25 protein-coding genes and 1 tRNA gene are annotated in these 26119 nt (G+C 31.9%); 11 read left to right on the top strand and 15 right to left on the bottom strand.

Annotated features, from left to right (window positions below; translation table 11 throughout):
* The first annotated feature begins 1 nt into the window (after window position 1).
* Together IW18_RS10140 and IW18_RS10135 are read left to right on the top strand one after the other, a co-directional pair.
* Window positions 2-1462 carry a glycoside hydrolase family 125 protein gene (locus tag IW18_RS10140; protein WP_041517464.1) on the top strand — a complete coding sequence of 487 codons (1461 nt, stop codon included), beginning with the start codon at window positions 2-4 and terminating at the stop codon, window positions 1460-1462.
* 86 nt (window positions 1463-1548) lie between these two features.
* Window positions 1549-2451: an ROK family protein gene (locus IW18_RS10135; RefSeq protein WP_041517463.1), complete on the top strand. Its 903-nt coding sequence runs from the start codon at window positions 1549-1551 to the stop codon at window positions 2449-2451.
* 99 nt (window positions 2452-2550) lie between these two features.
* Here IW18_RS10135 and IW18_RS10130 read toward each other — a convergent pair whose 3' ends face one another.
* Window positions 2551-4017 (bottom strand): glycoside hydrolase family 130 protein, encoded by a 1467-nt coding sequence (locus IW18_RS10130; RefSeq protein WP_041517462.1) that lies wholly within the window; start codon window positions 4015-4017, stop codon window positions 2551-2553.
* Between the two features lie 306 nt (window positions 4018-4323).
* Here IW18_RS10130 and IW18_RS10125 point away from each other — a divergent pair, with 306 nt between their 5' ends.
* Window positions 4324-5430, top strand: a complete 1107-nt coding sequence (locus tag IW18_RS10125; protein ID WP_041517461.1) for a lipase family protein — start codon at window positions 4324-4326, stop codon at window positions 5428-5430.
* Between the two features lie 142 nt (window positions 5431-5572).
* A complete protein-coding gene (locus IW18_RS10120; protein WP_052480135.1) occupies window positions 5573-5995 on the top strand; it encodes an MgtC/SapB family protein in 423 nt (140 codons plus the stop codon).
* 32 nt (window positions 5996-6027) lie between these two features.
* On the opposite strand, the gene IW18_RS10115 is transcribed toward IW18_RS10120, so the two are convergent.
* The 13 genes from IW18_RS10115 to IW18_RS10055 all read right to left on the bottom strand — a co-directional run bounded on the left by IW18_RS10115 (window position 6028) and on the right by IW18_RS10055 (window position 20083).
* Window positions 6028-7050: a hypothetical protein gene (locus tag IW18_RS10115; RefSeq protein WP_041517459.1), complete on the bottom strand. Its 1023-nt coding sequence runs from the start codon at window positions 7048-7050 to the stop codon at window positions 6028-6030.
* On the bottom strand, window positions 7031-7606 hold the full coding sequence (rclC, locus tag IW18_RS10110) for a reactive chlorine resistance membrane protein RclC (RefSeq protein WP_041517458.1): 576 nt from the start codon (window positions 7604-7606) through the stop codon (window positions 7031-7033). Before rclC ends, IW18_RS10115 begins: the two co-directional genes overlap by 20 nt.
* 62 nt (window positions 7607-7668) lie before the next feature.
* The gene (locus IW18_RS10105) at window positions 7669-8520 is read right to left on the bottom strand and encodes a helix-turn-helix domain-containing protein (RefSeq protein WP_240475548.1); all 852 of its coding nucleotides are present in this window, start codon (window positions 8518-8520) and stop codon (window positions 7669-7671) included.
* 143 nt (window positions 8521-8663) lie between these two features.
* Window positions 8664-10637, bottom strand: a complete 1974-nt coding sequence (locus IW18_RS10100; protein WP_041517457.1) for a protein-disulfide reductase DsbD family protein — start codon at window positions 10635-10637, stop codon at window positions 8664-8666.
* A gap of 401 nt (window positions 10638-11038) precedes the next feature.
* Complete coding sequence (locus IW18_RS10095) at window positions 11039-11845, bottom strand: hypothetical protein (RefSeq protein WP_041517456.1); 807 nt, start codon at window positions 11843-11845, stop codon at window positions 11039-11041.
* Between the two features lie 2 nt (window positions 11846-11847).
* Window positions 11848-12375 (bottom strand): heavy-metal-associated domain-containing protein, encoded by a 528-nt coding sequence (locus IW18_RS10090; protein ID WP_041517455.1) that lies wholly within the window; start codon window positions 12373-12375, stop codon window positions 11848-11850.
* A gap of 1 nt (window position 12376) precedes the next feature.
* Window positions 12377-12865 (bottom strand): TlpA family protein disulfide reductase, encoded by a 489-nt coding sequence (locus tag IW18_RS10085; protein ID WP_041517454.1) that lies wholly within the window; start codon window positions 12863-12865, stop codon window positions 12377-12379.
* 24 nt (window positions 12866-12889) lie between these two features.
* Window positions 12890-13252 (bottom strand): heavy-metal-associated domain-containing protein, encoded by a 363-nt coding sequence (locus IW18_RS10080; protein ID WP_041517453.1) that lies wholly within the window; start codon window positions 13250-13252, stop codon window positions 12890-12892.
* A gap of 160 nt (window positions 13253-13412) precedes the next feature.
* Window positions 13413-13769, bottom strand: a complete 357-nt coding sequence (locus tag IW18_RS10075; RefSeq protein ID WP_041517452.1) for a DUF6769 family protein — start codon at window positions 13767-13769, stop codon at window positions 13413-13415.
* Between the two features lie 119 nt (window positions 13770-13888).
* Window positions 13889-16429 carry a phosphatidylglycerol lysyltransferase domain-containing protein gene (locus tag IW18_RS10070; RefSeq protein WP_240475547.1) on the bottom strand — a complete coding sequence of 847 codons (2541 nt, stop codon included), beginning with the start codon at window positions 16427-16429 and terminating at the stop codon, window positions 13889-13891.
* 258 nt (window positions 16430-16687) lie between these two features.
* Complete coding sequence (locus IW18_RS10065; RefSeq protein ID WP_041517451.1) at window positions 16688-17782, bottom strand: Ppx/GppA phosphatase family protein; 1095 nt, start codon at window positions 17780-17782, stop codon at window positions 16688-16690.
* 753 nt (window positions 17783-18535) lie between these two features.
* A tRNA-Glu gene (locus tag IW18_RS10060) sits at window positions 18536-18607 on the bottom strand.
* 297 nt (window positions 18608-18904) lie between these two features.
* Window positions 18905-20083, bottom strand: coding sequence for a carboxypeptidase-like regulatory domain-containing protein (locus IW18_RS10055; protein WP_160113216.1), 1179 nt, complete (start codon window positions 20081-20083; stop codon window positions 18905-18907).
* A gap of 525 nt (window positions 20084-20608) precedes the next feature.
* Between IW18_RS10055 and IW18_RS10050 the strand changes: the two genes are divergently transcribed.
* The 5 genes from IW18_RS10050 (at window position 20609) to IW18_RS10030 (ending at window position 23696) form a co-directional block, all read left to right on the top strand.
* On the top strand, window positions 20609-21118 hold the full coding sequence (locus IW18_RS10050) for a hypothetical protein (protein WP_041517449.1): 510 nt from the start codon (window positions 20609-20611) through the stop codon (window positions 21116-21118).
* A 174-nt stretch (window positions 21119-21292) separates the two neighbouring features.
* On the top strand, window positions 21293-21691 hold the full coding sequence (locus IW18_RS10045; protein ID WP_041517448.1) for a hypothetical protein: 399 nt from the start codon (window positions 21293-21295) through the stop codon (window positions 21689-21691).
* 121 nt (window positions 21692-21812) lie between these two features.
* Window positions 21813-22403, top strand: a complete 591-nt coding sequence (locus tag IW18_RS10040) for a hypothetical protein (protein ID WP_041517447.1) — start codon at window positions 21813-21815, stop codon at window positions 22401-22403.
* A gap of 194 nt (window positions 22404-22597) precedes the next feature.
* Window positions 22598-23032: a contact-dependent growth inhibition system immunity protein gene (locus IW18_RS10035; RefSeq protein WP_052480132.1), complete on the top strand. Its 435-nt coding sequence runs from the start codon at window positions 22598-22600 to the stop codon at window positions 23030-23032.
* Between the two features lie 181 nt (window positions 23033-23213).
* Window positions 23214-23696, top strand: coding sequence for a hypothetical protein (locus IW18_RS10030; RefSeq protein WP_041517446.1), 483 nt, complete (start codon window positions 23214-23216; stop codon window positions 23694-23696).
* 206 nt (window positions 23697-23902) lie between these two features.
* Here the strand turns inward: IW18_RS10030 and IW18_RS22675 are convergent, their stop codons facing one another.
* Entirely contained in the window at window positions 23903-24301 is a 399-nt protein-coding gene (locus tag IW18_RS22675; protein WP_052480131.1) for a lipocalin family protein, read from the bottom strand.
* A gap of 407 nt (window positions 24302-24708) precedes the next feature.
* On the opposite strand from IW18_RS22675, the gene IW18_RS10020 reads away from it, so the two are divergent.
* Both IW18_RS10020 and IW18_RS10015 read left to right on the top strand, forming a co-directional pair.
* Complete coding sequence (locus IW18_RS10020; protein ID WP_041517445.1) at window positions 24709-25131, top strand: VOC family protein; 423 nt, start codon at window positions 24709-24711, stop codon at window positions 25129-25131.
* Window positions 25132-25236: 105 nt separating this feature from the next.
* Complete coding sequence (locus IW18_RS10015; protein WP_041517444.1) at window positions 25237-25716, top strand: hypothetical protein; 480 nt, start codon at window positions 25237-25239, stop codon at window positions 25714-25716.
* Window positions 25717-26119: the final 403 nt, after the last annotated feature.

The raw sequence follows: 26119 nt of genomic DNA, 5'->3' as shown, positions 1-26119 counted from the left end.
TATGCAATCACGTAGAAAATTCATAAAAAACGCTGGAATATTTTCAGCAGGATTATTGGCCATCCAAACAGATGCTTTCGGAATGCAATCAGATACATTCAATTTTGCATTAAAAGATTTTATTACCAAAAGGCCTCCTGTAGCCGAAAGGAAATTTACAAGTAAAGCGATTGAAGCGGCGATTGTAAGAATCAAAAAACAAATAGCAAATCCAGAATTGGCTTGGCTGTTCGAAAACTGCTTTCCAAATACATTAGACACAACTGTCGATTTTGAAATCATCGACGGAAAACCTGATACCTATGTAATTACAGGAGATATCGATGCCATGTGGTTGCGTGATAGTACAGCGCAAATCTGGCCGTATATTCCTTTTGTAAAAGAAGATAAAAAACTAGCCGAATTAGTAAAAGGAGTAATTAACCGTCAGACAAAATGTATTTTGTTAGACCCATATGCAAATGCTTTTTACAAAGATTTCAATCAGGTAAGTGAGTGGAAAAATGACATGACCAAAATGCAGCCGGGAATTCACGAGCGCAAATGGGAAATTGACAGTTTATGCTACCCAATAAGATTGGCACACGGGTATTGGAAAGAAACCGGAGATATAAGTTTGTTCGATAGTAAGTGGAAAGAAGCAATGCTTTTGGTACTGCAAACTTTCAAAGAACAACAAAGAATGCACGATAAAGGACCATACAATTTCCAGAGAGTAACAGCTTGGGCAACAGATGGAGTTCCTCTTGGTGGTTACGGATATCCTGTAAAACCATGCGGATTAATAGTTTCGACTTTTAGACCAAGTGACGACAGTACATTATTCGGGTATTTAATACCGAGTAATATGTTTGCAATTGAAGTGTTAGGATATCTTCAGGAAATTTTCTCTTTGCCAGCTTTATTAGATAAAGATTTAGTTGCCAAAGCAAAAGAAATGCAAGGACAAGTTCAGAAAGGATTAGAAGAAAATGCTATTATAGATCATCCAAAATTCGGAAAAATCATTGCTTTTGAAGTAAACGGATACGGAAGTTTCCATATGATGGATGACGCCAACGTTCCTTCATTATTATCATTACCTTATTTAGGAGCAATCGAGCCAGATAACCAACTTTATTTGAATACGCGTAAAGTTGTACTTTCAGAAAATAACCCATTTTTCTACAAAGGAAAAGCGGGCGAAGGAGTAGGTGGGCCACATACCGGAACAGACACAATTTGGCCAATGAGTATCGTTTTAAGAGCTATTACAAGTGTCGACGAACAAGAGATAAAACATTGTATTAGCAATTTGATCAAAACAAATGCCGATACAGGATTTATGCACGAGTCGTTCCATAAAGATGATGTAACAAAGTTTACCAGAAAATGGTTTGCTTGGGCAAATACATTGTTTGGAGAAATGATTGTTCATACAAGCATTCATTATCCACAAATATTAAAAGATAAAAACATTTAAAACAGAATATTTATCATTTAGAGATTAATAAAAACAAAGCTAAAATTTCTTAATCTCTAGAAGATTCAAATCCAAAATACAAAAGAATGAATAAAGAATATGCCGTTGGATTAGACATTGGAGGCACACATATTACCGCAGCGGTTATTGATATGGCAGAAATGAAAGTAATGGATTTTTCGGTACATAAAGAAACTTTCGATTCTAATATGCCAGTAAATGAAGTTATGGATGTTTGGGAAAAAGCAATTCGTACTTCCTTTGAAAACTCAAAGGTTGAAAAAACTTCGGGATTAGCAGTATGTATGCCTGGGCCATTTGACTATACTAATGGAATTTGCTGGATAAAAGAACAGTCTAAATATGAGCATTTTTACGGATTAAATGTTCGTGATTTATTTCAGGATAAACTAGATCTTTCTGTCGATTTTCCAATTCTTTTTGAAAATGATGCCGTTTGTTTTGGCAAAGGTGAAGTTTTTAAAGACTCAGATAATCTTTCTAAAAAAGTAATGGCAATCACTTTAGGAACAGGACTTGGAGCTTGTTTTATAGACAAAGGAATATCAATTTCTACCGGAGATTTAGTACCAACAGATGGCGAAATTTACAATCTTCCTTATAAAGAAGGAATGGCAGAAGATTTTGTTTCGGCACGCGGACTTCTGGCTGGATATTTCGCTTTAAGCGGAAAAAATGTAAACAACGGTTTAGAGCTTTTTAATTTGGCAAAAACCGGAGATGCAATGGCCATTAAAACCTTTGAGCAAATGGGAGAAGATTTAGCCGCAATTGTAATTCCGTGGTTAGAAAAATTTGAAGCAGACAGTTTTATTATTGGAGGAAAAATTGCCAATGCAAGCGAGTTTTTTCTGCCAAGTTTCAATGCGAAAATTAAAGAAGCTGGTCTGGAAATCACAGTTTTTATTTCTACAGACAACGAAGTTGCCGCTTTGTTAGGAGCTGCAAGTATGCTTTATAAAGCTTAGTTTTATTTTTTAAACCATATAAGTAATATAAGTTCATATAAGTAGATTTCATAGTCTAACTTTAATATTCTTATATTACTTATATGGGTTAATAAAATATTATTTACTGTTCTTCAAAGCACTTATCAATTCAACCATATCTACAATAGCGTAAGTCGACGAATAGTCAGAAACTGCATAAGGCAATATCAGGCTATTGTTATGAATAATAGCGCCACAAGAATATACAACATTAGGCACATAACCTTCTCGCTCATCTTCTAAAGGCGAAAGCAAAGGCTCTTTAAGTCTACCAATTTCTTTAGACGGATCGTCAAGATCAAATAACGAAGCACCAATACAATAACGTCTCATAGCGCCAACTCCGTGAGTGATAACAAGCCAGCCTTCTTCTGTCCAAAGAGGCGAACCACAGTTTCCAATTTGAGTAAATTCCCAAGTATAGCGTGGTTCCTGTAGAAGAATAGGTTTATTCCATTGCGTGGCTCTATCAGAATACATGATATAATTGTTTACACCATCGATTCTCGAAAGCATGGCATATTTTCCATTAATTTTTCGAGGAAAAAGCGCCAGATTTTTGTTTTGCGCGCCAACTCCATGCAAAGGCATTACGCGAAAAGAATAAAAATCTTCGGTCGAAATAAGTTTAGGAAGAATAGCGTGACCATTGTAAGCCGTATAAGTTGCCATAACTTTTTCGGATTTATCATCATCTACAAAACGAACAAAACGCGCATCTTCGATTCCTTTACTTTCAGAATCTGATATCGGGAAAATAACACGTTCCGTAATATCTGAATCGTGCTTAAATTGTAAATCGTAAAACGAATCGGCTAGCCAAATTACCTCCTCGAGCGCCGTTCTTCTTTCTTGTCGAATAGACGGATCAGTCAAAGCAGTATTTACAATACTTTTTAATACAGCATACTCGAACTCATCCGGTAAATCCTGCATGATTTGAGTTGTGTATTTATCGTGTGTATGCATTTCTGAAAGCTTCGTTAAAAAGCGTTCTTTATTGTATAACGTTTTATGTACAATTTCGGCCTTATCAATATTATGACCAATTTTCATTACCTGAAGATTGTTGTCCTTATCAAGAATTCCTCTTCTAAAAACAATTGACGAAATATGACCTTCACCAGTAGCACGAAAAGAAATAATAACCCTTTTTTCGCCTATTTGCAGATCAGATTGATCGAAATCCTCCACAATAGAAGGGTTGAAAATGGCCGCAGATTCTATCGCATATTCCATTGTACAATACGATCCAATGAGCATTTTTCTATCCAAAGACATCGCATCATGATCGATGTGCATTCCATCAATTATGCCTCTAATTTTTCCAAAATGCTTCAGGAAAATACTCGAAATATTTCGATGACGTCTCGCAAACTCGCGAAGTGTATGTTCTAAAGTATCAACGACTTGCTTTTCGTTAAGCGTCATAATTCGGGCTACCATTTGTTGGGTTCGCTCATCACCATTCATAAAATATCGGGCAACAACTCTTTTGGAATCTGGGGAAAATAATATGTTTTTTCGGATAACAGGAACTCGCATAGTTTTATCTTTTAATTAGCGTAAAATGTGGAACTTTTGATGAAGCTACTCTCTCAAATTTACGAAAAAATAAATAAAATAGTTGCAAATATTTGATTTACAGTATTTTTTAAAATTCCTAAAGGCGCTGATTTACGGCTTGTATTTTAAAAGGAAAAGTTATTTTCAATTATCAGATTTATTAATTCTCCTTTAATTTATTTTTTAGAATAACAACAATGCTTAAAATATTGAGTATATTTATTGTAAGATAAATTTTGGATTTTGAAGGGAGTTGATCCTAATAGTAATTAATACTTTGTACTTATGAAATGTTTAAAATCAATAGCTGTTTTTTTTCTTGTTTTAATTCCTTTTTTAGAGATTACAGCACAAAATTTAAAACCTGGATTTGATAAAGCTGAATATAAAGAACTAATTTATATCGCCACGAGATCGACAGAATCGCCAGAGAAAGCAAAAGAAATCCCATTACCGGAACATTCAAAATTATTGTATAAAAGTAAACCAATGGGATTGGATAATTTATGGGAATTATGGCTCAAAGATGGTAACACAGCAGTAATATGTACAAGAGGAACTACAGAAAAACCAGAGAGCTGGCTTGCGAATCTTTATGCTGCAATGTCGCCTGCAAAAGGAGAATTAAAAGTATCCAATACCGAAACCTTTAAATACGAATTATCTACAAATGATCATGCGGCAGTTCATACAGGATATCTTTTAAGTACCGCTTTTCTTTCTAAAGATATGCTCCCAAGAATCGATTCCTGTTACAAAGCCGGAATCAAGAATTTCATTATCATGGGACATAGTCAGGGCGGAGGAATCAGTTATTTGCTTACAGCGTACTTTTATAATTTACAAAGCAGTGGTGATTTACCTGCCGATATTCGTTTTAAAACCTATTGCAGTGCTGCGCCAAAACCAGGGAATTTATATTTCGCGTACGATTACGAGCGTAAAACTCAAAACGGTTGGGCATATAATGTTGTAAGTGCAGCAGATTGGGTTCCGCAAACCCCATTTTCTGTCGAAATGCCGGAAGATTTACCAATAGTAAGCCCAATACCGTTAGTAGAAGAAACAATAAAACAACAGACTTTATTTAAAAGAATGTTCTTGAATATGGTGTACGGGAAACTAACAAATCCTTCACGTAAAACCGTTAAAACCTATCAAAAATTACTGGGAACAGAAATAGCAAAAAAAGTAAAAGATGATTATTTACCTGAGTTTGTAGCACCGCAATTTTACAACAGCAATAATTACGTGCGTACAGGAAATACAATTGTTCTTTATCCAAATCCAAATGATGCTGTTTATTATGAAAAATTTCCAAATAATAGCAAGGATTTAATGATTCATCATTCTTTTCCACCCTATTTGTATTTACTAAATCAGCTAGAATAGAAAGCTTATTTAGGATATTTGCTGCTAGTTATTTCTTTAGAGTAATTGTATTTTATTTAGGATTGCGATGATTTTGTTTATTTTTACTTTTAATAGGATAAAGAAATTAGACTATTTTTAATACTAAAAAAAGATAATCATTTTGAGTACAACAGAATTTTTAGTACGGGTTGGAATGGCCACATTGGCCGGATTAATAATTGGTTTTGAAAGACAATGGCATCATAAAGAAACCGGATTAAAAACCAATATGCTAGTAGCGATTGGAGCAGCAACTTTTGTGTTGTTGTCTATAAAAGTTGCAGAAGCAACACCAAATATTGATGTAACCCGTATTACGGCTCAGGTCGTTATGGGAGTTGGATTTTTGGGTGCTGGAGTTATTTTTAGAGAAGGTCCAAATGTACATGGGTTAAATTCGGCAGCAACAATATGGTGTAGTGCTGCAATTGGCTGTATGGCTGCTTCGGGTTATTTTATAGAAACCTTAATTTGTACTTTTTTAGTGGTGACTTTAAATACAATTATTGAACCTCTCGAAGAATGGCTAAAGAATAGAAAGTGATGTACTTTCCTGATTTAAAATTTTCTAATTTCTTAAAGTATTTCTTTCTCTTTTCGGTTTGGACGTTCGATTCTGCTTCTTAAAAAATCAGGGACAAAACAGACCATAAGATGTTCGCGTTTCCAGCGATAGCATTTTAGAAAAAAGATCATCGACACAAACAAAAATACGGCAGCACCAATTGCCACTTCAGCAGGATAATACAATATATTTTGTTGCGGAATAATCATAGGAACCATCGCAATTGCACAAGCCGGAGCAAATGGTTTTCCAACAATTTCGAAAAGAAAGAAAAGGCATATAAACAGCAATAGAACAGAATATACTTGAGAAATTCCCAATGTGTTATGCAAATAATATTGTGTAAAAGTTCCTAGAATTGCCGCCGTAATCACTACAAAATATACTTGCAACGGACGATTACGAAACCCTGATGACGAGGAACTAAATTCTATAAACATTACAATTAACGGAGGTACAATAAAATATACTTTGCCCGTATAAACTGGAATTGCAGCTATAACCAGCAACCAAAAAAATAATTTAGTCCAATGCTTTGTATTGTGTTTGTAGTATCCCTTTTTTTTGTCGAAAGAGATAGGTTTACGCAATGCATTTTTTTCCAAAAGCCATTGTCCAGAAACCACTAAAACACTCATGACAAAAACAGAAATGGGATAAATTAGAGAATCTGTTCCTAATAAAACAGGCAGCATTGCCGCTGAGGTTATTGGTATTAATGTTGTTCGTGTAACGATAAGGCAAAGGGAAGTGTAGATAAACGAAATAGCAATATTTACTAAAAGAGGAAACGGAGAGTAGCTTACAATTAAAATTCCAAAAAAGGCGCAAAAAGTCATTAAAACAACAAGCATTGGTCTGCTAATCGTCCATATTTTTTTATCGATAACCCATAAGCCAAGTGCTAATGCAGCCATCTCTGGAAACAAAATTTCTTTCTCTCCAAACCATTCAGATGCGCCAACCATCAAAACAATTATAAGAAGTGCAAAGCCGTAACGAATTAATTTAGTTTTATCCACGTTTTGAGTCATTCAATAATTTTTTAGCACAATCAGAAGCTACAATTAAACCTCCTGCAAACATAATAATATCTTTTATAACCAATCGACCTGCACCAGAAAGATATGGAAAACCATATTGAGGTGTTGGTAAATCTCCACCTAGATTGGGTACCCATACCTCGGGAGTTGTAATTAAAAAAGTAAGCGTAACGATTGCCATACCAGCGGTAAGTAAGCCACCAATAAGCCCCAAACGATTATTAAAAATACCCAATAAAGTCAATAACCCAATAATAACAATAACGGTTCCTAATACATACGAAAAAGTATAAGTTCCGTTTTGGGTATTCCATTCAATATTTTTTTGAACCATTTCCCCCTCTTTGTTTTTATGATCTTTATATTCACTCGGATTATGATAAAAGAAACTCATCAAAGGGCTATTGGCTACAAAAGGCACAATGCCATCTGCTTCATATTGAAAAGCTTTAAGACCGCCAATCCAAACCATAACGATAAAGATCGCGATTCGCATTAAATTGAAAAATTGACCTTGTAATTTTGCTAAGATTGTTAACATTTTCATACGTTTAAAATTGATATACAAAATTAAGAATACACTATTACGGTCGCAATGGACAAATGTGGCTATTCCCTAGACAAATCTGCCACAATCGAAATTCCAACATTTTCCCGAAAAGCAGTTGGCGTAATTCCGGTATGTTTTTTAAAGTATCGGCTAAAATAATTCTCATCATCAAAATTTAATTCCGCCGCAATTTCTTTCATGCTTTTGTAACTCAGATGAATCAATTTTTTACATTCCAAAATCACCCTTTGATGAATTAAAGTCGAAGGAGATTTTAAAAAATGTTGTTTGCAAATCTTCGAAAAATTATTGGGAGACAAACCCATTTGTTCTGCATAAAAAGAAGGTTGTCTTTCTTTATGAAAATTATTTTCCAATAATATTTTAAACTTCATCAACGGATGATTCGTCGTTTTCTCTTCCGCAATACTAATTTCTTTCGATTTAATTTTACTGCACAAGGCCAGAATCAATTGTAAATAAGCTTTAACAACTGCGGTCGCATAACTGCTGGAATCTTCGAGTTCGAGAATTATTTTTTTCAGTATATAATCCATTTCAATATAATCTTCGTTGTCAAGATTAATATAAGTTTGTTGGTAGATATTATTAAACAAAAGACCATTGCAAGCCACTTCTTTTTTATGATATTCGATGCAATAAAAGTCACCATGAAATTGAAGCCTTCTCATTTTAATCGGTCGTTCAGTATCAAAATAAATAATTTGATAAGGAGTTGTAAACAAGACAATTTTACCCTCAAAAGCATATTCGACTAAATCGACACTTACTTTTCCTGTTCCTTCCAAAAGAAAGATATTATACATCGGAGAACCTGTACTTTGATTGATATAATCTGTGTCGCATTCCTGAATAACGCAGCCTTTTTGATTGGTTTGTGTATCTTTCATTAGTAGTTTAAACTGAAAACTTGAACTTCTTTTTTTAAAGTAATACTCAAAGTTAGAGTATTATTCTTTGTTTAAGACTTGTTTTCTTTTGTAATTTATAGTAAAAAGAAACTGCCCGAAAATTAATCTTCGGGCAGTTTTTATTATTTTTTAAATTGTTCGATACCAGATTTCAGCCATTGCTCATATTCGGCAATATCGGGTGTATATCCTGTTGCTTTATTCAAGCTTTTCTCGTTAGTATCTAAGATAATATAATAAGGTTGAGCGTTTGCTTTATAACGTGTAATTTGAAAATCGCTCCATTTATTCCCTATCGATTTTATTTTTTTTCCAGTTTCTTCGGAGACATATTGTTCTTCAAGAGGTAACTCTCTTTTATCATCAACATAAAGCGAAATCAAAACAACTTCATTGTTTAAGATTGATAAAATGCGTGGATCAGACCAAACGTAATCTTCCATTTTTCGGCAATTAACGCATGCAAATCCTGTAAAATCCAGAAGAATAGGTTTGTTTACACTTTTGGCATAAGCCAATCCTTTTTCGTAATCTGTAAATGCCATAATATCATGCGGACCTTTATGTGCGCCGTCTGGTAACGCTTTCGCGGATGATGCAGTTTCGCGGTTAGAACCACCAACGCCATACGGAGATTCACTATACGTCATAGGAGGAGGGAAGCCACTAATTAATTTGAGAGGTGCGCCCCATAATCCCGGAATCAGATAAATAGTAAAGACCAATACAATTAATCCCATAGACAATCGCCCTACTGAAATTGATGACGATGGAGAATCGTGCGGTAATGTTATTTTTCCGAATAGGTAGAAAGCCAAAGTACCAAAAATAGCAATCCAAATGGCTAAGAATATTTCTCTTTCAAACCAATGCAATTGTAAAACCAAATCAGCATTAGATAAAAATTTGAATGCCAAAGCCAATTCCAGAAAACCTAAAAAGACTTTTACCGTATTGAGCCATCCGCCAGATTTTGGCAATGTATTTAACCAACCCGGAAACATGGCAAACAACATAAAAGGCAATGCCAATGCAGATGAAAAACCCAGCATTCCAACAATAGGAGCAATTCCGCCTTTAGAAGCAGCTTCAACCAATAAAGTTCCAATAATTGGCCCAGTACAAGAAAAAGAAACAATTGCAAGCGCCAATGCCATAAATACGATTCCTAAAATTCCGCCTTTATCCGCCTGACGATCTACTTTATTCGCCCATGAATTTGGCAACATAATTTCGAAAGCTCCTAAAAATGATAAAGCAAATACAACCAATAGAACAAAGAAAATAACATTAAACCAAACATTGGTAGATAATGCATTTAAGGCATCGGCACCAAAAAGTAAGGTAATTACTGATCCTAGAAATACATAAATTAAGATGATTGAAACACCATAAATAATTGCATTTTTAATTCCTTTGGCTTTGGTTTTACTTTGTTTTGTAAAGAAACTTACGGTCATTGGAATCATCGGGAACACGCAAGGCGTAAGCAATGCCGCAAATCCGGACAAGAAAGCAATAAAGAAAATCATGTATAAACTAGAATCAGACTTCTTAGATTCAGGTTGTTTTTCTACGATCGTTTTTGTCTCTTTTTTGGTTGTTTTTTCGTTCGAAATATCGGCAGCCTGAATCTCTTTCGCTTTAAGCGTTTTAAGATTAAACTCAAAATATTTGCTTTCGCTAATACAGTTTTCTTTGCAAACCTGATACGAAAGTTCTACTTGAATCGTTTCTTTTTCGGGATTAATCTGTTTGATTAATTGCGTAAAAACAACTTTGTCTGTAAAGAAGATTTCGTCGACACCAAAAACGTCGTTAAACTCACGTTTTGTTTCGCTTTCGGTTGCTTTTCCAACAAGTTCATAATTGTTTTTGTGATCATGAAAAAGAAATTCGGCAGGAAGCGGACCATCTTCTGGTGTAAATTGAGAGTAAACGTGCCAGTCTTTTTCGATGTCTCCTTTAAAGGAAAGAACAAACTCTGAGTTGGATTTTTTCTCAATTGAAGCTTCCCATTTTACCGGATTGATTATCTGCGCTTCGGCTTTAAAAAAAGCAAAGAACAGAAATAATAAATAAAAGATTTTCTTCATATTATATATTTATTCAGAACGATTTGTTCTGGTGATGATGTGATTTTTCTGTATGCTAAATAGTTTTTTCAGCCACAGATTTAAAGGATTTTTGTTTCACGCAGATTCTACAGATTTAAACAGATTTTTTATAAATTAAAATCTGCTTAAATCTTTTTTAAATCTGCGTGAAACAATATTTAGCCAGATATGAAAAGTTTTTTTCGTGGAATCTTCGCGTGCAGTTGTCATTCCGACAGAGGAGGAATCTTCGCAAGTAACTCTGCAAAGTTGTTTAATCTTTGTCGAAGTTTATTGTGGAGATTGCTTCGCCAGTTCGCGATCGCTCGTGTCTTCCTTCGTCAGGATGACAAAAATTAGTATAAAATCTGCGTGAAATAATTAAAACCTTAAAAAGTAATTTATTTCGTCACGTTAAAAAAAGTATATTCCAGTTTTAAGAAAACACCATCAGTTGCCGCGCGTTGCATAGAACTGTACAATTCTTTTTTGTAGGCAAGGTCAATTCTAGCCTGACTATTGATGATAAACTGAATCGAAGGAACGACGTCTAAATATGATTTTCCGTTCTCGGTAATCGTTTGTCCGGTAAACTCCAACATGGCATTAATATTGGTTTGTTTAAAACTTGTATATTTTTTCGGATACATTAATTTACCAACTGAGAAAGTATAATTTATAGCATTTTTACCCAAAGCATCCGGAAAACTATAATCAGGATTATTAAGCGCACGCACATAACTTACAGATGAACTTAAAGCTACTTTATGAATTAATTGTGTTGCCACTAAACCAGCTTCGTAACCCGAATTTCCGTTGGCTAAATCGATCGCTTCCTGATTGAAGAATGAGTTATTATAACTGTATCGTCCAAAAGCCGCCATTCTAAAATGACTCTGTAAATCATCTACAGAAAAGAAACGATATTTAGCATAAACGCCACCACCTTTAAGCCCTAATCCGTTGTCCTGATTGCTTAAAAAAGCTGAGGTACGAACCATTAAATTTTTGTTGATTCCCCAGGTAACCTCTGGTGTTAAATTGTACATAGAACCGCTTTTAAATTTGTTATCCATAAGCGATTGTCCAACACGAACTCCAATAGAACCCGCTGGAACGTTACTAGCGGGCTCGGTTACTACAAATAATTCTTGTGCATCTATAGTGTATGAAAAAAAGAATAATAAAATTATTGATAGATATTTCATTTTTATAGTGCTTTTAAGTAATATTCATTTTCAGTTTCTACCGCGTAAGTAGGATATTTAGAATACGATTTTAGTAGTTTTTTGTATTCTTTTTGAGTTACAAAACCTTTATTCAAGATTCTGTATTTTGCTTCTGCATGTGCGACAGGGTTTTTAATATCGATAAAGTTATACGTTGCATCGTCTACTTTTAGCGTTGTATTATCCTCAATTTTATCCGTATGAAATTTTGTTGTTAAAACCATAGAACCAACAAAGAAACCAGCTTTTTCGACTGCATTTTTCAAGACCTTAGGTTGCAATGATTGGTCTTTTTTAAAGTAAACCGTAAAAGTATTAGTGTTTAAATCTGTACCAATACTGTCTACTTCAGCATATGATTTTAATTGTTTATTGATGGCATTCGAGCACATAGAACACGTTAGTCCTGTTGCCATTATTTCGACCTTTGTTGTTTGCGCATAAGAGTTTACACCAGTTAATAATAGTACAAGTGCTGCGGCGATGAATTTTATATTTAGAGTTTTCATTTTATTTTTTGTTTTTTGTGATTTGAGCAGTAATTTGAGCTTCAGTTGGGTTTATGGCAATCAGTTTTCCTGATGCATCAAAAAGAAAAGTCGAAGGCAAGGCATCAACTCCAAAAGTTACAGCTGTTTTAGCATCAAAACCTTTTGGATCGATTAATTGCTGATGTTTCATTTTGTCTTTCTCAATAGCTTTAAGCCATTTTGTTTTGTCGTTGTCGATTGATATTCCAACAATCTCAAAATTCTGACCTTTGTATTGATCGTACAGTTTTACTAATTTTTTATTGGCCATTCGGCAAGGCGCACACCAAGAAGCCCAAAAATCTACTAAAACAGTTTTTCCTTTAAATGAATTAAGTTTTACGGTGGTATTCTTATCGTTTTGAAGTTGAACATCCGGAAATGAATCTCCTACTTTTATTTGTGCACTTGCTACAGCAACGGTTGCTATAAGAGTGAATAATGTGATTGTATTTTTTATTTTGAACATGATGTTTTTTTTAAATGATTTTGATTATTCTGCTTTTTTAGGGCTAGCGTCTCTATCGTATTGGCAACATCCGTGCAATCCGTCGTAAGTAGCAGTCGAAGCTTTAAATTTTTCGTTATCATATCCTGCATCAGCAACACGTTTAAGTATCGCGTCCAGATTCGTTTTCTTTTTGTCGTAAGTAACAGTAGCAATTTTCGTGTCTTTGTTCCAGTTTACTTTGGCAACATTATCAATATTGGCAGCGGTTTCGATGGTTTTCTTGCACATGCCGCAATTGCCATTGATTTTTACAGTTTCGGTAGTTTTATTTTTGATTTGCGCGCTCGCGAAAGTAACAGATAGTAATAAAGTCATTACCATCAATAATTGTTTTATTGAGTTCATCGTATGTGAATTTTGTTGATTGAATTAATCCTAAAACACAGCAGAAACTATAGCAAATACAGCTAGTTCTGAAAATAGAATTGGATTAAAATGTAAATGATTTTTTTGCTGTAAAAACAGACTTTAAAAAAGACAGACTTATGGCTGTCAGGAAATAAATCTAGCTTATTTTAGGTGGAAGCCAGATAGAACGGAAATCTGAAGAAATAAAGATTTCTGAATAGTAATACGTTTGTCTTTTTTCAGAGAAACTAAAAAGTGAATTGTTTTCTGTCTGAAAAAGAACCATTGGCGAAAAACTACAATTACCGGTTGGAGAAGTACAAGAATTCCCTAGACAACCTTTTTCGCAATCGTGACCTTTTTCTTTAGAACCTTTTTTCTTGCAACAGTCTTTTGTCGAAGATTCTTTTTTGCAACATGACATTTCTTTTTTCGTTCCATGCGCATACGTCAAAGTTGGTCCCATTAGGAAACCAAGCGTTACGAATAGCAATATGTAGAACTTTTTTGTCATAGTCGGTGGCAAATATAATTTTATTTGGCTGGTTAGCTTGTTAATTTTTTTGTAAAAATTCTAAAAACGGTTTAGGGTTGCTTTGGAGGCACTTGTAGGTTGGTTTAATATAATTAAATCTAAGGTTTTATTACTTTCGATAAAATACGAGGTATCTGAATCAGGTCATAATCATCTGAAAAAACAATGTATTGATTGTGCCACGAAGGCGAAAACTTATCTTTAAAATCGCGTAAACCTTTATAGTGCGAAAATGATTTTACTCGTTCGTACACATATTTCATAGATTTTTCCTGAATTGTTTGCGGGTTTTTAATGCCGCTCATTGGCGCTAAACCAAGATCGACATAAGTAATTCCTTTTGATTTTAAATGATTAAAAAGCGCGACCATAATAAAGTCGATAACTCCATTTGGAGCATCATTTGTTTTCCTGATTAGGTCGTAAGTACTTTCATTTTTCGCATAATCCGGAATGATATTTAAGAAAGCAAGGATTTTTCCTTCGTTGTTTTCTACCGTTATAATTGTTTGTTTTTTGAGATCTTCCCACAGAAAAATTCCTTGCGAAAAAAGCAATTCTTTTCGTGAATTTTCTTGTAGCCATTGATCACTAACCGCTTTAATTTGCTGTAATAATCCATCTTTTATAGGAGGTTCATTTATGCTGGCTTTCAAACCAATATCGGTAATTTTTTTAATTGCATTTCGAAGTGATTTTCGGTTTTGTCCCTCCATATTAAACTCCTGAAGATTTACAATTGCAGCTTGACCAAGAAAAAAGTATTTTTTGCCAATTTCAGTATACGTTTTTAAGTCAGTTTCCGGAATTCGGTAATAAATGCTTCTTAATCCAAAATCATAACAAAAGGTATCAAATTCGAGAATACAGCATTTAATTTCTTCGCTGGAATTTCCAACAGGATTTTCTAAAGCAACAGCAAAATTTCCTGACAATCGGTACGAAATAAAGGCGTTTTTGCTTTTTGAAATAAAGAATAATTTATCAAAATAAGTTTTAAAATAATCAAGACTCGAATCTCCGTATTGCTGGACTAGTTGTGTTGTAATCGCTTTTTCTTCTTCTGTAGGTGTATTTTTTAAGATGTAAGGTTTTACCAAAGTATAGATTAAAAATCCAAAAGAAAGTAATCCGCTAATTTTAAGTGAAATTAAAAAATGGACAGCAAAAGTTCCCGTTGGATGCAGATCGTCGCTGCCAACCAAAAAATAATTCTGAAGCGTGTACCGAATCGATTGGTCTAAACTGAAATCAATATTAAAATGTTTTTTATCAAAAAAATAAAAGCCCAAAACGCCGTAAATAAGAACTGCCAAAACACTTAATAAAGAGGTTTGTAAACCAATAAGACCAAGTCGGGGATTTGTTTGTATATAATATTCTTTTCTCGTGATAAACAAAACATATAAAACAACAAAAGCTACAGTAGATTCTTCAAAATCAATTGCTTTAGTAAGGTTTCCTATCAAAGAAACTACAGCCAAAAGTACTGCAAACCACCAAGCCATTCGAAGTCCTTTTAGCATAAAAGCAGCTGTTACCAATAGAAAAAGTCCTGTAGTTAATACCAGATAATTTGAGGTGCTTATAGCTTCTATGGGCAAAAAAGCTTTAAGCGCGTGAAGTCTGTCGTTAATTGCGGGAGTAAGTACAGAGATGATATTAATAATACCCAAAATCATTAAAAGTAAAGCTGGTACAACACGCATTAAAAGCTTATGTATTCTTGATACAAAAAGAATTATACCTGCAAGAAGAGGAAGCCAAAATTCGAAAAAACGATAAAATAAAGTTATGGCAACTGCTTCGATATTGTTAAAGCCATACTTAATTAATATGTATCCCATAGAAACTTCGACAGCGCCCAAACCTCTTAAAAAGGGAGAAATAATCAAAAAGATTACTGCAACAACATAAGCCATTGCAGCGGCATAAAAAGATGGCTCAAACAAAAGCGCTTTCATTGCAATATAAATATGCGTTACACCAACAATATCAATAATTACAGAACATAAAATTATTCTGAAAAATTTATTTCGATCTATTTTGTGATCTTGTAAATCTGCTAAGAAAGGTTCGGTTTTAGGGAATTTTTTAATAATGAAATCATGGATTTTTCCTCTTTGAAGTATAGAATTAAAAATAAAGAAGAATAATGAAATTATGAGAATTATAAGGCCTAAAACCAGCCATTCGTCGTAACCAATAGTTTCTTTTAGTAGCGAGAAAAGAAACAGTGGTATTGCAAAAAGAATCACAGATACAATACCAACAAAACCATATATCGCAGAAGCAAGATGAACTTGTGTTTTTGTAGTTCCTTTTTTTAATAATGGCTCAGTAAAATATAAAAGTGATGTTATGCCTCCCGCGGGAATAAACACGCTTATAAAATTGCGTTTTAGAAATAGAGAAGTAGCATCTTTCCAGGTTATTCTGGCATCAATCGCAGAGAATGATACGACATACATTAAACCTTGTAAAAAGATGTATAAAATAGTGGCTAAAAGCCCAACGAGTAACCATATAGGTTTTGCATTGGTAATGCTGTTTTTAATTTGATAAAGCTCGTTTTGTTCGTTTTTTATAAACCAAAAACCTATCACGAAAAAAGTAAATGTCAAGACAATCTGGCTCATTAGTCTGCCATTTTTAGAAAAGTAGATAACGATTCTTTTCTTGAAAAGGTTTATAGTAGTATTTGAATTTTTCGTCTCCGCCATAATAAATACACTCATTTACTTCATTATAAAAATACAAGTTTTATTTGTTATGTAAGATGATTTAAGATCTAAAAATAAATTGATTAGGAGTTTTTAATGAATGAGGCTGAAATTAAAAAAGCTCCAGATTTCTCTGAAGCTTTCTTTTGTATTATATTCTGATAAAGCAGTGCTTTAAAAGTTAGTATTTACTTTTTTAGAACGATCTGCAATGTGCGAGATAAGCCAAGTTACTTGTCCTTCTTTTACAAAGTACATTTTCTTTTTTTCTAGATTTGGAATACCTTCTACACATGACAATAGTATGTTATTTGCAGAAATTAGGTAGGTTTGGTCGTATGTGCTTAAAACTCTTGCAGCTTCTTTATTGGTTTTAGCAAGGTTGTTATATTTGTTGAAGTTGTTCTTTAAGATTGCATCATATTCTAAAATGTCTTCCATCGTTAAAGGAACATAATGATCTTTAACGTTTTCATCATAGTATAACGTTGAAAAAGCCCAAACAGCTCCACCAGATAAATAGATCTTTTCTTTCTTAGCTAAAAGCGGGTTTGCATCTAGCATTTCTTTAATCTTCTTGCGTAGAACGGTGTTAAAATCAAAAGATTTTTCCTGATATACCGCCATGTCGTTTGTTTGGCTTTTGTTGGCAACTGTTTTCTTTACTGCATCAGTAAGAGTTGTGGTACCAAAATCAAGCTCAAGCGGAATAAATTCTAATTTGTTGTCGTTAACCTCTTCGATGTACCCGCCTCGAGTGCTTTTTGCACCAATATCAAGCAATAGAGCATTGGCATAATCAACAGGAGGAATAGCGCCTTTAACTAGTATTTTAGCTTCCTCGTTAACATCAATAATGTCAAAAGTTTTGTTTGTTAGAGAATTAACTTTGGTTTTTAAAGCATCGATGTTGCTGGCAGATGAGAAAACTGGGGCAGCCACAATAAAGATGTTTTCTTCAAGAAGTTTAAAGTCCTTTCTTATTTTTCGTAATTGATCAAAAATGATAACACCAGTTTTGTTGATGTCTTCCTGAGTAAGTGCGCCAGTAGCCGTAATGTGGTCGGCAAGGCTAAGTCTTTCGTTTGCGAAATAAAGGATTTTATAATCGGCTTTTTTGATATTGTTAACCTCGAGAACAGAAACTTTTATTGCTCGACGTCCGATTTCAATTCCGGCGTAAACATTTTTTTGAGAAAAGGAACTGATTGAAAAAAATAGACTTAAAAGAATAAAAAATAAAATTTGGGGTTTGTTTTTTTTAAACATTAGATTTAGTTGTGTTTGTAAATAATTTGGATAAAGGATGTTGTAATGATTTGTTTTTGTACTCGTTTGTAGGTTAGTAGTTTAAATTAATGGTTTTAAATGCAAATAGTTTAAGACTAAAGAAGTATACTTCTCAAGAGTAATTTATTCTCTTTTTTAGTAATTATAAAAGTAAAAAACGACTTTATAATTATTATTGTTTAAAAGACGAAATGATAGAGTGGTTGCCTATCAAATCTAAAATACTACGACGTAAAAACTATTTTGTAAAAGTTTGCAAATCTATAAATATTTTATCAATCTAACCCCAGTTCTCATAAGAATAAATTGTTAATTATCCCTTGTATTTCGAAGCGTTCATTGTTAGAATTTGTAGAAATTATTTTTGATACTACAAGGTTTTTGAAGGTTTTTGGAAATGGTAAATCTTATGGAAATTGCTCTATTTTTTATGATGTATTATTAGGTGTTTTCAGATCAACGTTAATGTAGTGGGAAAGCATAAAAAAAAGTACTTAATTATTTTTTACCGCAAAGACCGCAAAGATTTTTATCTAAGAATGCTTTTAAAGCACAAAGTCCGCAAAGCTTTGTATTGACTCAGCTTTGCGGACTTTATCTTTTATAAAAGCTAAGAGTAAAAAAAACTTAGCGTTCTTTGCGGTAAATTTTCTTCGATTTTATGAATGATAAAAGTAGCGAGGTAAATGTTTTGCATAAAAAAAGCTCCAGATTTCTCTGAAGCTTGTTTTGTAGCCCGTAGCGGAATCGAACCGCTCTTACATGGATGAAAACCATGCGTCCTAACCGATAGACGAACGGGCCTGCTTTGTTATTGCGGGTGCAAAAGTGCAACTATTTTTAGAATACACAAAACGATTTTGAAAAAAAGTTTTTTGATTTTTTTGTAAAATGGCACATTTTGAAAATATCAAACGCAAAAAAACTGAGCTAAGTAAAGTGTATTTGTTTGATAAATAATGTTTTGTTTTGCATGTAGGGAAAGATAAAGCAGCGTTTTTTTAAAATTATTATTTTTTATAAAATTGAAAAATATTTTAATATTTTCTTTATTTGAAAGAATATTTTTATAATTTTTTATTGTGTTTTTATAAAGTTATCTTATTTATTTTCTACAAAATCGCTTTCTTCTTTATTTAAAAGTATAGAGTTTGTGCTGGTAATTGTTTTAGCAGGCAAACTTTGATAGATGGGTTTAGATAAATCAATTAATCCATCATTGTTTACTTTGTTTATACTTGTTTCTTTTAAAACGTAAATAGAATTTCCAAAAACAGACGGATGCGTTTTGTTATCGTAAGAAATAGATCCTTCTACATTCGATTCAAAAGATTTTAATGTCCATTTATCATTAGGTATTTTGTAAAACGTTAATCTCATGTATGATTTTTTTGTTTCGTTTATGGATTCTTTTTGATTCTCTTTCACGATACCTTTTGTCAACTTGTTTCTGTACTCGATTGTATTGATGAAGTCTAGAATAGCTCTTGAATTTTTATCAAAAACAAACTTGCCAATTGATCGACTGGAAACATCATTTATAATTGCCCACTCAGATTCAAATGAAACAGCGATCTGATCAGGCGAAGATTCTTCGACTTTGCTTGATAAATTTTTAGTGTTTTTTATAAAATTTGAAAGAAGTGAATTCAGATAAATGGTACTAACTAATGAATTTGGCACAACGTAACCACTTTTGTTTTCGTTGATTCGTGGAACATCAATAAAAATATTAAGCGGAATATTTTTATTGTAATCAATAGCTCCAAGTCTTAGTTTTATGTCGCTTTTCTTTTGGAGTTCATATTTTTTATCCCACCAATTAACTTTTGCCAGGATTAATCTTTTTAGCTGATTATCAACTATTACGGTTTCTTTAAAATTGCATTCTTTTTCAAATGGAGTATTTGCGTATAATTCATCATATTTATCTAATACATATTGTAACGCTTTATTTAGATTAAATGATTTTACAACAATTTCGTCTAGCTGAACAATTGTAGGTTTTAGAAATATTGTATCTAAGGTTTTCTTTTTATTCATGTCTAGAATCTCATCTTCAAAACCAATGCTTGAAATTTTTAAATCTGAGTTTCTAATGTAGATAGAGGCTTTTCCCTCGGAGTTTGTAAATGTTCCTTCGTTGAGGTTTGGATAAAAAATATTGGCATTCTCAATAGGTAGATTTGTTGTTTTGTCGTAAACAAAGAGAATTTTGTCTTGAGAAAATCCAATTTGGAATACTAGTAAAAATAGAACAAGAAGTTGTTTTTTTTCCAATTTTAAAAATGTCATAGAATAGTACAATTAAGGCAAAAATTAGATAGTGATAATTATTTTCTTTGCGTTTCCAAAATTTTCATATGAAAAACTTAGCGAATTTCGAACTTTGAGTGATTTTGTTTAAAGAAAGTAAATATAAAAGAAAAAAACTGAAGGATTGTGTGAAGATTTTTTTATAAAAAAAACTTTGTAAATGTTTTAAGGTTGTATGCCTTTTTAGTAAAACTATTGAAGAAATAAAGGAAATTAATTTTGACAATACGGAAATCACACAGAAGAAATTTATGTGGTATAAACTAGATTGTATATATTTAAACCTCTAACAAGAAACAATTTGTGTTAAACTATAGTTTGAAAGTTGGAGACATTTGTGTAGCGTTAATGATGAATATTTTGGGGAGCGAAAAAGAAAAATAAAATGAATAAAATAGTTTTAAAACTTAGTGTTTTGATTTTTAGTATTATAATTCTATTTGTATGTTGTGAAAAAAAAGTAAAAATGCTACAATCACAGAAAAGAATATGTATTACAAATTGTATTCGAGAAATGATAGTTTAATTGGATTTTCTATTAGAAAATACGAGTTTAGAAAAGATACAATTATTGAAAAATACCTATCAATAAGCCTAAATGGAAAAAAGAATAATGCTTATTTGCGTGATTTTTATAGAAAGGGAACGGATATTTATATTTTTTCCAATATACAAAATGATAAGAGTAGGTATATGTTTTTCTCTCCCACACTTAAAGATACCTGTTATTTTGTTGACAGAAAATTAGATAATTTTTATTTGTGTACAAAAGGAAAAGTAAATTTCAAAAACTATAAGAATGTTTATAAAGTATATTATGATGAAGGAGGATATGATTCAAGGAAAGAAACTTTAATACTTGATAAGGATTATACTGTAATAGCAAGATTTGAAGATTGTTATGATTATAGAAAAGAAATTATTTTAGAAAAGAATCAAATAAATGTAGATTTGAAAATTAAATTAAAAAAAGCTGAAGAGAAAATTTTGTGGTGGTAAAAATCGTGTAGTGTTTCAGATGGTAATTTGTTAGAGAAGTTATAAAACAGCATATTGTTTATTTCTCTCGTTCCAAGAAGAGTTTCTAACGTAAAGCTTTGTAAATGTCTTTAACTTTGTGTTGCTTAAATAATGAATACCTCTAATGGTTTGAAATTTAATTAATAGTAATAAATGAAAACATATAAATTAATTATATTAATGTGCTCATTTTATTTTCTCTTTTCGTGCTCAAAAGAAAAAGAGGTTAAAATTTTGGGATATGCTTATAACAATGATAGGATTATTGTTTCGATAGAAGGAAATGTTTTATTCGATAAGTCAATATATGGAACTATAGATAAAGAAAATCTATGTTCTTTTTATGAGCCAAAAATAAAGATAAGCTCTTCAGATATTCAGGTTAATTTTAAAATTGATTCAAGTGGTGTTTCTGTATTAGATACGGTAATAACTATATCTAGCAAAATAAAAGCACCATTTGTTTCTTTTATTCACCCTTCAAAAAAATCAAAACATAAAAGAAAAATATTTTTAGGAGATGATAACGATGAAAGATTTTTTAAAGATTAATCAGTTTTTCTTCTTTAAAAGTTTTTCATAATTAGGTGTGTAAATGTCTATGATTTGTTCTGTTTAAATGATGAGTACTTCTGGGGCGGGAAAATGTGAAAATTGTAAAAACTAAAAAAAAATGAAGATTTTATTTTATTCAATGCTTTTAATATTTATTGTTTCATGTCAAAGTAAAACAAGTACACCTGAAGAATTTATTAATGTCAATAAAGTCAAAAAGGATGTATATAAGAAAGATTTGTCGCTTTTGACTGTTGCAATAAAGGTCTATTATGATTCTATCAATAGCGTATTAAATCCCCGTTATGTAACCACGCTTTTAGGGGCTAAAATAGATACGGTATTTTATGGGAATAATGGAAAAATTGTATTCTTGGCACTCTTGACTAAAAAGAATGAATATGCAGAAAAAGGTATGCAATATGAAGGAGAATGTTATATAGCATACAAAAGAAACAATATTGAATTTTTTGACAAATTAAAATATAGCTCGACATCAACCGAATCACTAGAAAAAGCTTCTGAAATGATTAGAAGAATTTATTTAGGGGAAATGAACAACATTGAGGGTAAATACAATATTAATGATACAAGATTTTGGGATAGTCGTGTTTGGCAAGAAGCTAAGGAAATGAAAGAAGGAAGGAAAAGCTTTGAAGAAATGAAAAAAACTCATCCTGAAAATGTCTACGACCCAAATGATCGATAAGTTAATAGGAATGCTTTTAATCCCGAATGTTATTAGCGACTTTATCAAAGAAGAATTTTGCACTGCTAAGAGTTCCTTATAAAAAGTTGCGAAAATGTATCTGACTTTATGGTGCTTAAATTATGAATACTTCGGAAATGAAATGCAAAGCAAGAAAGACCAAATACAGAATGTGTTTTTAAAGAAAGTAAAAAATGAATTGGGAAAATAATAATGAAATATTGGAAAAAAGTATCAATGACTTGGATGGAAAATGTATGTCTGAAAAGCCAGAATTCAACTCTTTTACAGTAGATCGAACCTTTGAACTTATGGACAAGAGAATACGGCTTTTACAACCTGAGGATATTAGATTGTTAATAGGGCAAAATATTGGATTAAAATATTTAGTACCAATTGCTATTGAAATTCTAACTAATAATCCTCTTATAGATGCGGAGTATTTTGAAGGAGATTTGCTATTAAGGCTTTTAAGTATTGATGAAAATTTTTGGAAAAATTATCCTGATTTGAAGTTGAAGTTTCTGGAGATCTTTAATAATGATTCGATTGATTATGATTCTTTGAGTGAAGAAACAAAAAATGAAATTCTACAACTTTATAATGAATTTGATAATGTTTCAGATTAAGTATTTTTATGAAGTAATAATGAAACTAGCTTCGTTTGCGAAGAGTTCCTTATAAAAAGCTGCGAAAATGTATGTGACTTTATACTGTTTAAGCGATGAATATTTCAGGATTTGGGTTTCCAAGTTTTGAGTTAAAAGAAATGCTAGTTCTAACAAGAAAATCTCAAAAGTAAAAAATACCATGAAGCTCTTTAATATATTATTTCTGTTTTTCACATTTAACAATTTCGGTTATTCACAAAGCGAAGCCTTAGGAAAAATTCATACATCAGAAATTATCTTTTTAAATGATTCGCATCTGAAATCTACAATAAAAAGAATTATGACAAAAGATAGTCTTTGTCAAACAAAAAGTGTTCAGTGGAGCATTGAGGTTCTGAAAAATGATATGATATTAATCACTAAATATAGTCTTGGAAATTTAATAGCTTCACAAGGCATTACAAACATTTATACAACTGTAATAGATGATAAATTTTTATTTCTTTCAAGTAAAGAAAATATTAATAGTGTTTTTATTAAATCGGGATATTCAGTTGATTTGACTTCGTTTATAGATAAAGGAAATTTTTCTACCATAGATTATTCATTTTGGGTTATCCAAAAAAAAGATGGTAAAAACTATAAGATAATTAAAGAGAAAAAATATGCTTGTAATAATTAATTGAAGATCTATAAAAAAAACTTTCTTAAGTTTTTATTAACCAAACAATTGATATCTAGAAGAACGTGGGAATTTAAATGCTAATACGAAAACATATAAATGCCCCGCTCGCGGACGCATAGTCGCCTCAAAACAATCAAAAATAACAAAGCTCCAGATTTCTCTGAAGCTTTTTTTTATTAGGTTTGTTTGTAACGTTTAATCATTTAATTGCTCTTTTGAAATTTTTGAGAATATCCTTCATTAGAAATGAAGTTTAAAATCAGATCGCCGTTTTTTAGTTCAAAAGAGATTGTTGCAATATTTGGGTTTTGACAATTAGTCGTTATGGAGCTAGTAGCCATACTAAAACTTCCGGAACTTTTAACTTCGTCTGAGTACGGATCGCATAAAGAAGTATTAGTTACTATAGTTCCGTTGCTTTTAAATTCGAGAGTTTTGTTGCTTTGTACAGGTTTAAAACTCTGACTACTATTGCCTGGAGCGGCCGAAATTTCAATTAGTTTCCAAGTTCCAATTAACTCAGTTGCTGATTTGTTTTCATTCTCATTATCGCAAGAAACGAAAAGGCCAATTAGCATTAAAAAAATAATACTCTTTTTCATAATTTATTAAGTTTTAGTTATAATAAATAGATTTTGAATTATGTAAAAGGTTGCGCATGATTTTAAAAATATTCGGATTTTACTTAATAATTAAATTAGAAGTAAAGCCAGTGTTATTTTTTTGAATAAATAATGTTAACAACGAATTCTTCTATGACACAAAATTGCTATATAATAAAAAAACACCATCTTTTTCAAGTGGTGTTTTTCTCTTAGTAGCGGGAAGTATTCAAATATCTAACCAATTTTCTGAAGATTATTATAGTATCATCCCATGGGGATATTAACAATTTATAATGCTTAATTATAAAAAGTTACCAAATTTAGATAGCTTTGTATAGTTGGTCACACATATGAACATGTTGTGTATTATTTTAGTGGAATAGCAATAATTAAATTTAATTTTTATGACTACATTAAATCCATATATTTATTTTAACGGTAATTGCGAAGAAGCATTTAATTTTTATAAAACAGTTTTTCGAAAGGAGATTACATATATTGGACGTTATAAAGATGTTCCAAAAACTGATAGAAAAATTTTTGAAGAAACTGACGAAAAAATTATGCATATCACTTTACCTATTAGTGAAGAAACAATATTATCGGGTTCTGACAACTCAGTAGCATATAAAGAATCAATTGAATATAATAATTTTGCTCTTATCATTCATACAGATAGTAAAGTAGAGGCTAATAGATTATTTAGCGAAATGTCTAAAAATGGACAAGTAAAAGTGCCTATGAATTTAGCCTTTTGGGGTTCTTATTATGGTATTTGTATTGACAAATTTGGCATTAATTGGAAAATTACTACTGAAGATAAATAATAAAACAATTCGTGTATTTTGCAAATCTAAAGACAAGGCTTAATTTAGTCCCAAGCCCGCTGTAGTACCAGAACGTTATAGCCAATTTTAAAAACCTTGCAAACAATGAAACAAAATCTATTTTTTGTGTTTTTACTTTTCATTGGATCTAATCTATACGCACAAAAATCCGGAATTGAATTTTTCTTTGTAAAAAATTATATAAACTCAAATTCTGATTGTAAATATTGTTTTGACTTGCAAACAGCCCAGTTAGAGTCAGCCCCGATATTAAATGAGGAAGATATCAAGAATTTTAATTGGAAGAATCAACAGATCATTTTAACAGAAAAAGGGAAACATAAATTTACAGATTTGAAAATTCCTTTACCGGGATTGCCAATAGTACTTACTCTAAATGGAAGAAAAATTTATAGTCTCTGGTTTTGGAATGTATTCTCTTCATTTGGTTGTGATAGAGTATATGCTTATCCAACCATTGATTTTAAAATTCAATTTGGTTTGCCTAAAAATTATAGTTTTGGAACAGATCCGAGGTTTAATAAAAAACTTAGAAAATATGTTGTTTCAAAATATAAGCAATAAAAAAACTGGACATAACAGCTGCTACAATGCATTTGGACAGTTGGCTTAATGGAAAGTTGGTTTTGTATTAGTGATGATTTGGTAAACCCGAAAATAGGGCCCGCTCTTCGAAGAGTTCTTATGGAAAGCTGGCGAATGTCTCCTGCTCGTGAACGCATAAGTTGTCTCAAAATAATCTAAAACAAAAAAGCTCCAGATTTCTCTGAAGCTTTTGTTCTAGTGGTGTGAAGCATTCAAATATCTAACCAGATTATCTTGGATTATTACAGATTTTTAACTTGCGCATCTTAATTTTTTTTGCTTTTTATTTGCATATATACTCATATAAGTGCCAAAATTCATCAATCAAGTTTAAAGTCCTTTCGATAGTTTGTAGTTAAAAAATTATATATTTGAAAAAATT

The sequence above is a fragment of the Flavobacterium hibernum genome (assembly GCF_000832125.1).
Taxonomy (GTDB): Bacteria; Bacteroidota; Bacteroidia; order Flavobacteriales; family Flavobacteriaceae; genus Flavobacterium; species Flavobacterium hibernum.
The sequence above is the reverse complement of the archived record's forward strand: the minus strand, read 5'-3'. Positions and strand labels throughout refer to the sequence as shown.